This window comes from Photobacterium aquae, from assembly GCF_001029445.1.
Lineage (GTDB): Bacteria > Pseudomonadota > Gammaproteobacteria > Enterobacterales > Vibrionaceae > Photobacterium > Photobacterium aquae.
In genome coordinates this window covers 1-6396 of record NZ_LDOT01000078.1, presented here as the reverse complement: position 1 = coordinate 6396, position 6396 = coordinate 1, and the positions used below count along the sequence as shown (strand labels likewise).

Below are 6396 nucleotides of genomic sequence, written 5' to 3'. Positions count from 1 at the left end.
TCCGCCACTTATTAAGAAACCCTGTCGGTAACGACAGGGTTTTTTACTATATACACTCCTAAAGAGCCCTTAGGTCTCTAGGTCGCGACACAGGCTGTGCGCGTTGAGCCCCGTCCGCTACGCCACTTCTTCGAAAGCCCCGCTAGAAATAGCGGGGCTTTTTTGTATTTGAATAATTTTGAATGTCCATCCTTCGGCCGGATAGCCAAGACTAGGTATCCCCTCCAAAGACTAGTATTTTAAAGATCGGATATGGATGATTGTTATTCTTGGCGGGATGTCATTATTCTTATCTGACGCTCAGTGTCTTGGTAAAGACTTTATTGCAGTTTAAAGCAAGCTTGGTATGAGGCTTTAGCGAAAGAAGGGTGGTTTAGTGGTGGGATTTTGGGATGTAAAGATAACCCAGCTATACTGGGTTATCTTTTATTTATAAGTGCGTCTGGATAGTGTCTAAATCAGAGCAGATTATAATACCTATCTTAGACATTGCATCACAGGCTTCCTCGACAGTCTCTAACGCTATTCCCCTGCATGCGCTGAGGTTAACGATGACTTTGAATTTCTGGGTGTCTTGAAGCTGCATAGCAGTAGTTTTGACGCAATAATCTGTTGCTAAGCCCCCAATGATTATCGTCTCAACGTTTTGAGCAGATAGCCACTCAATAAGCCCCGTACTGAGTTTCTCTTGAAGATCATGATAGCAGGCACCATAAGGATGAAGATCCGGTTCGATCCCTTTCCAGATCACATGATCATACTCAGTGACCTTAGGAAGTCCTGGAATGGTTTCAAATCCTGCCGTACCTGGGACAGCATGGGCTACCCACGTCAGGTCAGCATTGGGGTATGTAAGAGGCTCTAGCATATGAGCATGGCTATCGACAACCCAGATGGCATTTGCAGGATGCGCATCTTTGGTTAGGATCCGAAGATCTGCCAATTTAGCTTGCGCATTCAATGCTGCCCCTAAGGTATCACCATCATGGACAGGCAGTTCGTCAGGGCATAGTGGCGTAAATGTCTTTTGAGGATCAACATCAATTGAGGCTATAGCCATACTCAACTCCTTAGAGTATTTGGTTCAATATATGATCAGCTTTTATCCTGCGGATGCGTTTAATTAGCTTCCTTACCTGTGCCGGGTATGTATCAATTTTCTCTATGAACTTGTAGCTGCCCACTAGTTGGGTATGTTCGAGGATCCTATCCAGTTCTTGCTGTTTTTGTTCGGCAAGTAATTGATTTTTATCGTTCACAAGAATGGCGTTTTCTAAATCAAGTTTCCAGGCTCGAGGATTAAGGTTATTACCTGTTATTAGCATGAAAGTTCGGTCAACCCAAATTCCCTTGAGGTGGAAACTATTATCGCCGTCTTTCCATAAATGAATGGCTAATTGACGTCGTGCAATTGCTGATTCATTTTGCTTTGCGAAATGGCGCAGATTTACTTCATAAAGATAGGGGAGTCCCGCAATCGTTTTAAAGGGTTCGCTAGGCGGAATATAAAAGTCGTTGGCGGTTTTATCACCTACTACAATTGTGACTTTTACACCGCGTCGCAATGCGCGTTTAACTTCCCGACTTATAGAACGCGGGAAGTTAAAATATGGGGTGCAGATAGTCAGTTCTTGTTGGGCACTGGCAATTAAGGTGCAGATATGCTGGTTAAGTGTGTTTTTACGCTTACCTAGGCCGACCAACGGTGTCAAACCGACTTCCATTTCGCTGATGGCGTCGGGGCTGTATTGGTAGCTTGCCCTGCTGAGTTGTTGGCGGAAGGCTTTAATCGCACCCTTCAGTGACTTCGTTTCAGGCCGAAGGGGCTGGCTGAGGCAATTCACAGCATCGTTATTAACCAAATTATTGATAATAAACTCAGCCATACTGTTTGCTAATTTTGCGTTACTAATGACATGGTAACGATCGTAGCGGTAGCGGTTGTGTTTTGCCAGATAGACGTCGTTGAGGCTTGCGCCGCTATAGATAACCTTCTCGTCAATGACAAAACCTTTAAGGTGCAGGACACCAAAGACTTCACGATTACGGACCGGGACGCCAAGAACCTGGATTTGATGGGTATAGCGTGAGGCGAATTCTCGATAAACCGCAGTATTGCCATCAGATTGGGCCGCGCCGATAAGGCCGCGTTGTGCACGGTGCCAGTCAACCAATACTTTGATATCAAGCTCCGGTCTGGCCTGTTTCGCTTCGTAGAGTGCCGTCAGTATCTCACGACCCGCATCATCATCTTGCAGGTAAAGGGCTACGAGATAGATACGATTCGTAGCATTGCCAATTTCGTGATGAAGACGCTTTCGGAACGACTCGGCGTCAAAAAGGGTTTCTAAATCTTCTGGGTTGTGTGCAATACACGGCAGCTGCTCAATGCGTTGCTTGTTAGCAATAGCTGAATCCATTATCGCCTCGTTTACGCGACCCTATTTCAGGTAATTGATGAATTAAGGGGGCAATTATACCAGAAAATCCCCCGAGTCAATCTATCAGACGCTGCTTGCAGCATGGATAGTTGAAAGATCCGTCATATCTTTACAATTTCATTGCGATAAGATCTTTTCCTGCTGCACGGTATCGAACTAGGCGAGATAGGAGAGCTTCAGGAAGGTCGTGGTCCCCAATTCTGGAAAAATCGGCTGACTCGTAAAATTGTTCAAGATAACTGAACGCCAAGCAGTAGCATGGCTGCAGTGTCTGCTGGGGACGACTGGCATGCAAAAGTTGGCGACCGATCCCTGTACCGCGTCGTTCTGGAGCGACGACCATTCCTGTTAGGAGTTGGAAGCCATCAAATAGCTTGAATCTAACACAGCAGCATATTTGTTTGTTATCTTCACCTGTCCATATGATTTCGTCTTTCTTGGCTTTACCTGCTGGGTAATGCTGTTTGTAAAAACGGTTGACTAGGGGGAAGCGGAGAGGTTCAAGAGGATGAAAACTAAGCTTGTCCATGGGAAAACACTGCCAAGAGAGAATGAATCAGTTAAAATACAGCCCAAGTATAAGGTATAGGTCATAAAACGCATGAAGGTTTTGCAAGATAGATCGCTGGCACCGTTTCATACATTTGGACTTGATGTAAAAGCCAAGCAAATTGTTATGGTTGAGACAGATGCGGAGTTGGTGTCCGTCTGGCTGGACGACAGTTATCGTGATTGGCCGAAGCTGATTATCGGGCAAGGCAGCAACCTTCTGTTTTGTGAGGACTTCGATGGGCTGGTTATCGTAAACAGAATTCGGGGTATTTCTATTACCGAAACTGACGAGGCATATTGTTTGCATGTTGGCGCGGGAGAGGATTGGCACGGACTGGTTGAGATGACTGTCCATGCTGATATGCCGGGACTGGAGAACATGGCGTTGATCCCAGGGTGTGTGGGATCATCTCCGATCCAGAATATCGGTGCCTATGGGGTTGAGCTTAAGGATCGCTGCCAATATGTAGACACCGTAGTCCTTGCTACGGGTGAGCATCGACGTTTGATGGCGGATGAATGCCAGTTCGGTTACCGAGACTCTGTGTTCAAGCATGCGTTGCAGCAAACCCATGCCATCACGGCCGTGGGTTTGCGTCTGGCGAAAGAGTGGCACCCTAATATTAGCTATGGCCCTCTAGCACAGTTTGATGCAGATAGCGTAACTGCGGCTGAAATTATGGCTACGGTGTGTGCGGTGCGTATGGAGAAACTGCCTGACCCTAAGCGGTGGGGTAATGCTGGGAGCTTTTTTAAGAATCCGGTTGTGCCGGCAGCGCTAGCCGAGGAGCTTGCGGGCCAGTTCCCTTCGATGCCTGCCTATCCGGCAGGTAGCGGCTGCAGCAAACTGGCTGCGGGCTGGTTGATTGATCAGTGTGGCCTTAAAGGACACCAAATCGGTGGTGCGCGCGTTCATGACAATCAAGCTTTGGTCTTGGTGAATTATCAGGGCGCATCATCAGCTGATTTACTGGCGTTGGCAAAGTATGTCGTCGAGAGTGTCGAACGACGTTTTGGTGTGACGCTTGAGCATGAAGTTCGATTCATGGGACGGCAGGCCGAGACATCATTAGCCGAGGTCTACAATGAGAGATCATAGCACACGACTGGCGCTGATCCAGATGCTGGTTGACGGAGCGTTCCATTCGGGGGAGGAGCTTGGAGAGGCTTTGGGGATCTCGAGGGCTGCCATTAGCAAGCATATGAAAGTGCTGCGTTCATGGGGGCTGGATATCTACCGGGTTCAGGGTAAGGGATACTGTCTGTCGGGTCAGTTTGAGCTTTTGGATGAAGCGAAAATAGCCGCATTGGTTGCGTGTCCGAGCCTGAATGTGATTCCGGTGATTGACTCTACGAATCAGTATTTGCTTGAACGTGTTGGGCAGTTGCCAAAAGGGGCTGTGTGCCTGGCGGAGTATCAAGCAGCCGGGCGTGGCCGCCGGGGACGTCAATGGCTGTCGCCATTTGGCAGTAACCTCTATTTGTCCATGTACTGGCGTCTGGACGCCGGGATGGCAGCAGCGATGGGCTTGAGCCTTGTTGTTGGGGTTGCGCTAGCCGAGACGTTGCAATCCTTCGGTGCAGCTGATGTGAAAGTCAAATGGCCGAATGACCTTTACTATCAAGATAAAAAGCTGGCAGGGATCCTAGTCGAAATGACAGGGCAGGCCGGAGATGCAGCACACCTTGTGATTGGGATGGGCTTGAATATTGCCATGCCAGAACACGAGGGAGAGAGCATCGGTCAGGCCTGGACTAATTTGACTGAGGCGTGCGGCGCGTTGCCGGGCCGGAACGCACTTGCTGCCAGCTTGATTGAGCGGCTTCAGCGAACATTGGAAGATTACGAAGAAAAAGGACTCGAGGGGTTCCTCGATCGCTGGAATCGTCTGGATAATTATTTGGATCGCCCCGTGAGGTTGCTGATAGGAAACCGCGAAGTTGAAGGCGTAGCTCGTGGGATCAATGCACAGGGGGCGTTGTTACTGGAAACCGTCGATGGGCTTGTTCCTTTTATCGGTGGTGAAATCAGCCTCAGAGGTTGTTAATGCAGATTTTGATTGAAGCGGGCAATACCTATGTCAAGGTTGCCCAGTTTTTGGATGGCGGGAATTTTACTCTATTAGGGCGTTACCCTAGTCGTAAGCTTGAAATGGTATTAGAGCCATTGCTGGAAAAAGGGATCGAACGGATTGTCTTTGCCAGTGTCGGGCCGGTAGAGGTGGATAACTCGATACAGCGCATTTCGCAGTTGGCCAATATTCCCGTTTTGCAGGTCAAGACATTACGCAAGGACTTCGGAGTCAAGAACGCCTATAGCGAATACCAATACCTTGGTGTCGACCGTTGGCTGACATTAGTTGCCGTGCACCAGCAGTTCAAACGCCCTACGGTGATTGTTGATATCGGCACAGCCTTGACCTTTGATGTAATGACCGAGGAAGGTAAGCATCTTGGTGGGTGGATAGCCCCTGGTTACCAGTTGATGATGAAGTCAGTACTTGAGAATACAACGAAAGTATTTTCAGATCGTGAGCATAGCGATACCCTGACATTTGCAGACAACACGGCGGATGGCTTAAAAAATGGATGCCGAGCGGCGTTGGTTGGCTTGATTGAGTTTGGTTTGGCACAAGCTCGTGATCGATTCAAGGTTGAGCCCGATGTGATTCTTTGCGGCGGCGGTGTTCGTCATTTGCCGGCCGGGTGGGGGAAACACTTCTTGCGTCGTTCTGATCTGGTTCTGGAAGGCTTAGCTTTATACGCAAAATGCCGATAACGGCTGTTTTTCGAGCGGGCGAATAAAAAAACATAAAAAAAACGCGATAACCTATTGCAAGGGTTGTGATAGTTATCTAGAATGCGCAGCACTTACGCCGACTTAGCTCAGTAGGTAGAGCAACTGACTTGTAATCAGTAGGTCACCAGTTCGATTCCGGTAGTCGGCACCATTTCCTCCATTGGGCGGAAATGTTAAAAAAGAATTTTGGAGGGGTTCCCGAGTGGCCAAAGGGAGCAGACTGTAAATCTGCCGGCTCCGCCTTCGATGGTTCGAATCCGTCCCCCTCCACCATTTTCAAACGATTGAATAGCTTAAAGAGTTACGAGTTTTGCGGGCATCGTATAATGGCTATTACCTCAGCCTTCCAAGCTGATGATGCGGGTTCGATTCCCGCTGCCCGCTCCACACATCTTGTGTGCTGATATAGCTCAGTCGGTAGAGCGCACCCTTGGTAAGGGTGAGGTCGGCAGTTCGAATCTGCCTATCAGCACCACTCTCCTCTCTTAAGTTACTTCCACTCTTTTGATATATACTCTACAAAACCCATGATTGGTTGTGTGGTCGTAATGCCACCAAATACCGTGCCTAGAGGGACAATCCATGTCTAAAGAAAAATTTGAA

At 48.3% G+C, this 6396-nt stretch carries 6 protein-coding genes and 4 tRNA genes; 7 read left to right on the top strand and 3 right to left on the bottom strand.

From position 1 onward, the window contains the following. Positions 1-430: 430 nt before the first annotated feature. The 3 genes from ABT56_RS22870 to ABT56_RS22860 all read right to left on the bottom strand — a co-directional run bounded on the left by ABT56_RS22870 (position 431) and on the right by ABT56_RS22860 (position 2970). Positions 431-1060: an isochorismatase family protein gene (locus ABT56_RS22870; RefSeq protein ID WP_047881222.1), complete on the bottom strand. Its 630-nt coding sequence runs from the start codon at positions 1058-1060 to the stop codon at positions 431-433. A 10-nt stretch (positions 1061-1070) separates the two neighbouring features. Continuing rightward, on the bottom strand, positions 1071-2420 hold the full coding sequence (gene pssA / locus ABT56_RS22865) for a CDP-diacylglycerol--serine O-phosphatidyltransferase (protein ID WP_047881221.1): 1350 nt from the start codon (positions 2418-2420) through the stop codon (positions 1071-1073). Between the two features lie 130 nt (positions 2421-2550). Next, positions 2551-2970 (bottom strand): GNAT family N-acetyltransferase, encoded by a 420-nt coding sequence (locus ABT56_RS22860; protein ID WP_047881220.1) that lies wholly within the window; start codon positions 2968-2970, stop codon positions 2551-2553. A 72-nt stretch (positions 2971-3042) separates the two neighbouring features. On the opposite strand from ABT56_RS22860, the gene murB reads away from it, so the two are divergent. The 7 genes from murB (at position 3043) to ABT56_RS22825 (ending at position 6268) form a co-directional block, all read left to right on the top strand. Further along, positions 3043-4092 (top strand): UDP-N-acetylmuramate dehydrogenase, encoded by a 1050-nt coding sequence (gene murB, locus ABT56_RS22855; protein ID WP_047881219.1) that lies wholly within the window; start codon positions 3043-3045, stop codon positions 4090-4092. Continuing rightward, the gene (gene birA, locus ABT56_RS22850; RefSeq protein ID WP_047881218.1) at positions 4079-5041 is read left to right on the top strand and encodes a bifunctional biotin--[acetyl-CoA-carboxylase] ligase/biotin operon repressor BirA; all 963 of its coding nucleotides are present in this window, start codon (positions 4079-4081) and stop codon (positions 5039-5041) included. Before murB ends, birA begins: the two co-directional genes overlap by 14 nt. Continuing rightward, on the top strand, positions 5041-5772 hold the full coding sequence (locus ABT56_RS22845; RefSeq protein WP_047881217.1) for a type III pantothenate kinase: 732 nt from the start codon (positions 5041-5043) through the stop codon (positions 5770-5772). Before birA ends, ABT56_RS22845 begins: the two co-directional genes overlap by 1 nt. A gap of 96 nt (positions 5773-5868) precedes the next feature. Then, positions 5869-5944: transfer RNA gene (locus tag ABT56_RS22840), tRNA-Thr, on the top strand. A gap of 37 nt (positions 5945-5981) precedes the next feature. Then, positions 5982-6066: transfer RNA gene (locus tag ABT56_RS22835), tRNA-Tyr, on the top strand. Between the two features lie 39 nt (positions 6067-6105). Further along, a tRNA-Gly gene (locus ABT56_RS22830) sits at positions 6106-6180 on the top strand. 12 nt (positions 6181-6192) lie between these two features. Further along, a tRNA-Thr gene (locus ABT56_RS22825) sits at positions 6193-6268 on the top strand. Positions 6269-6396 lie beyond the last annotated feature (128 nt).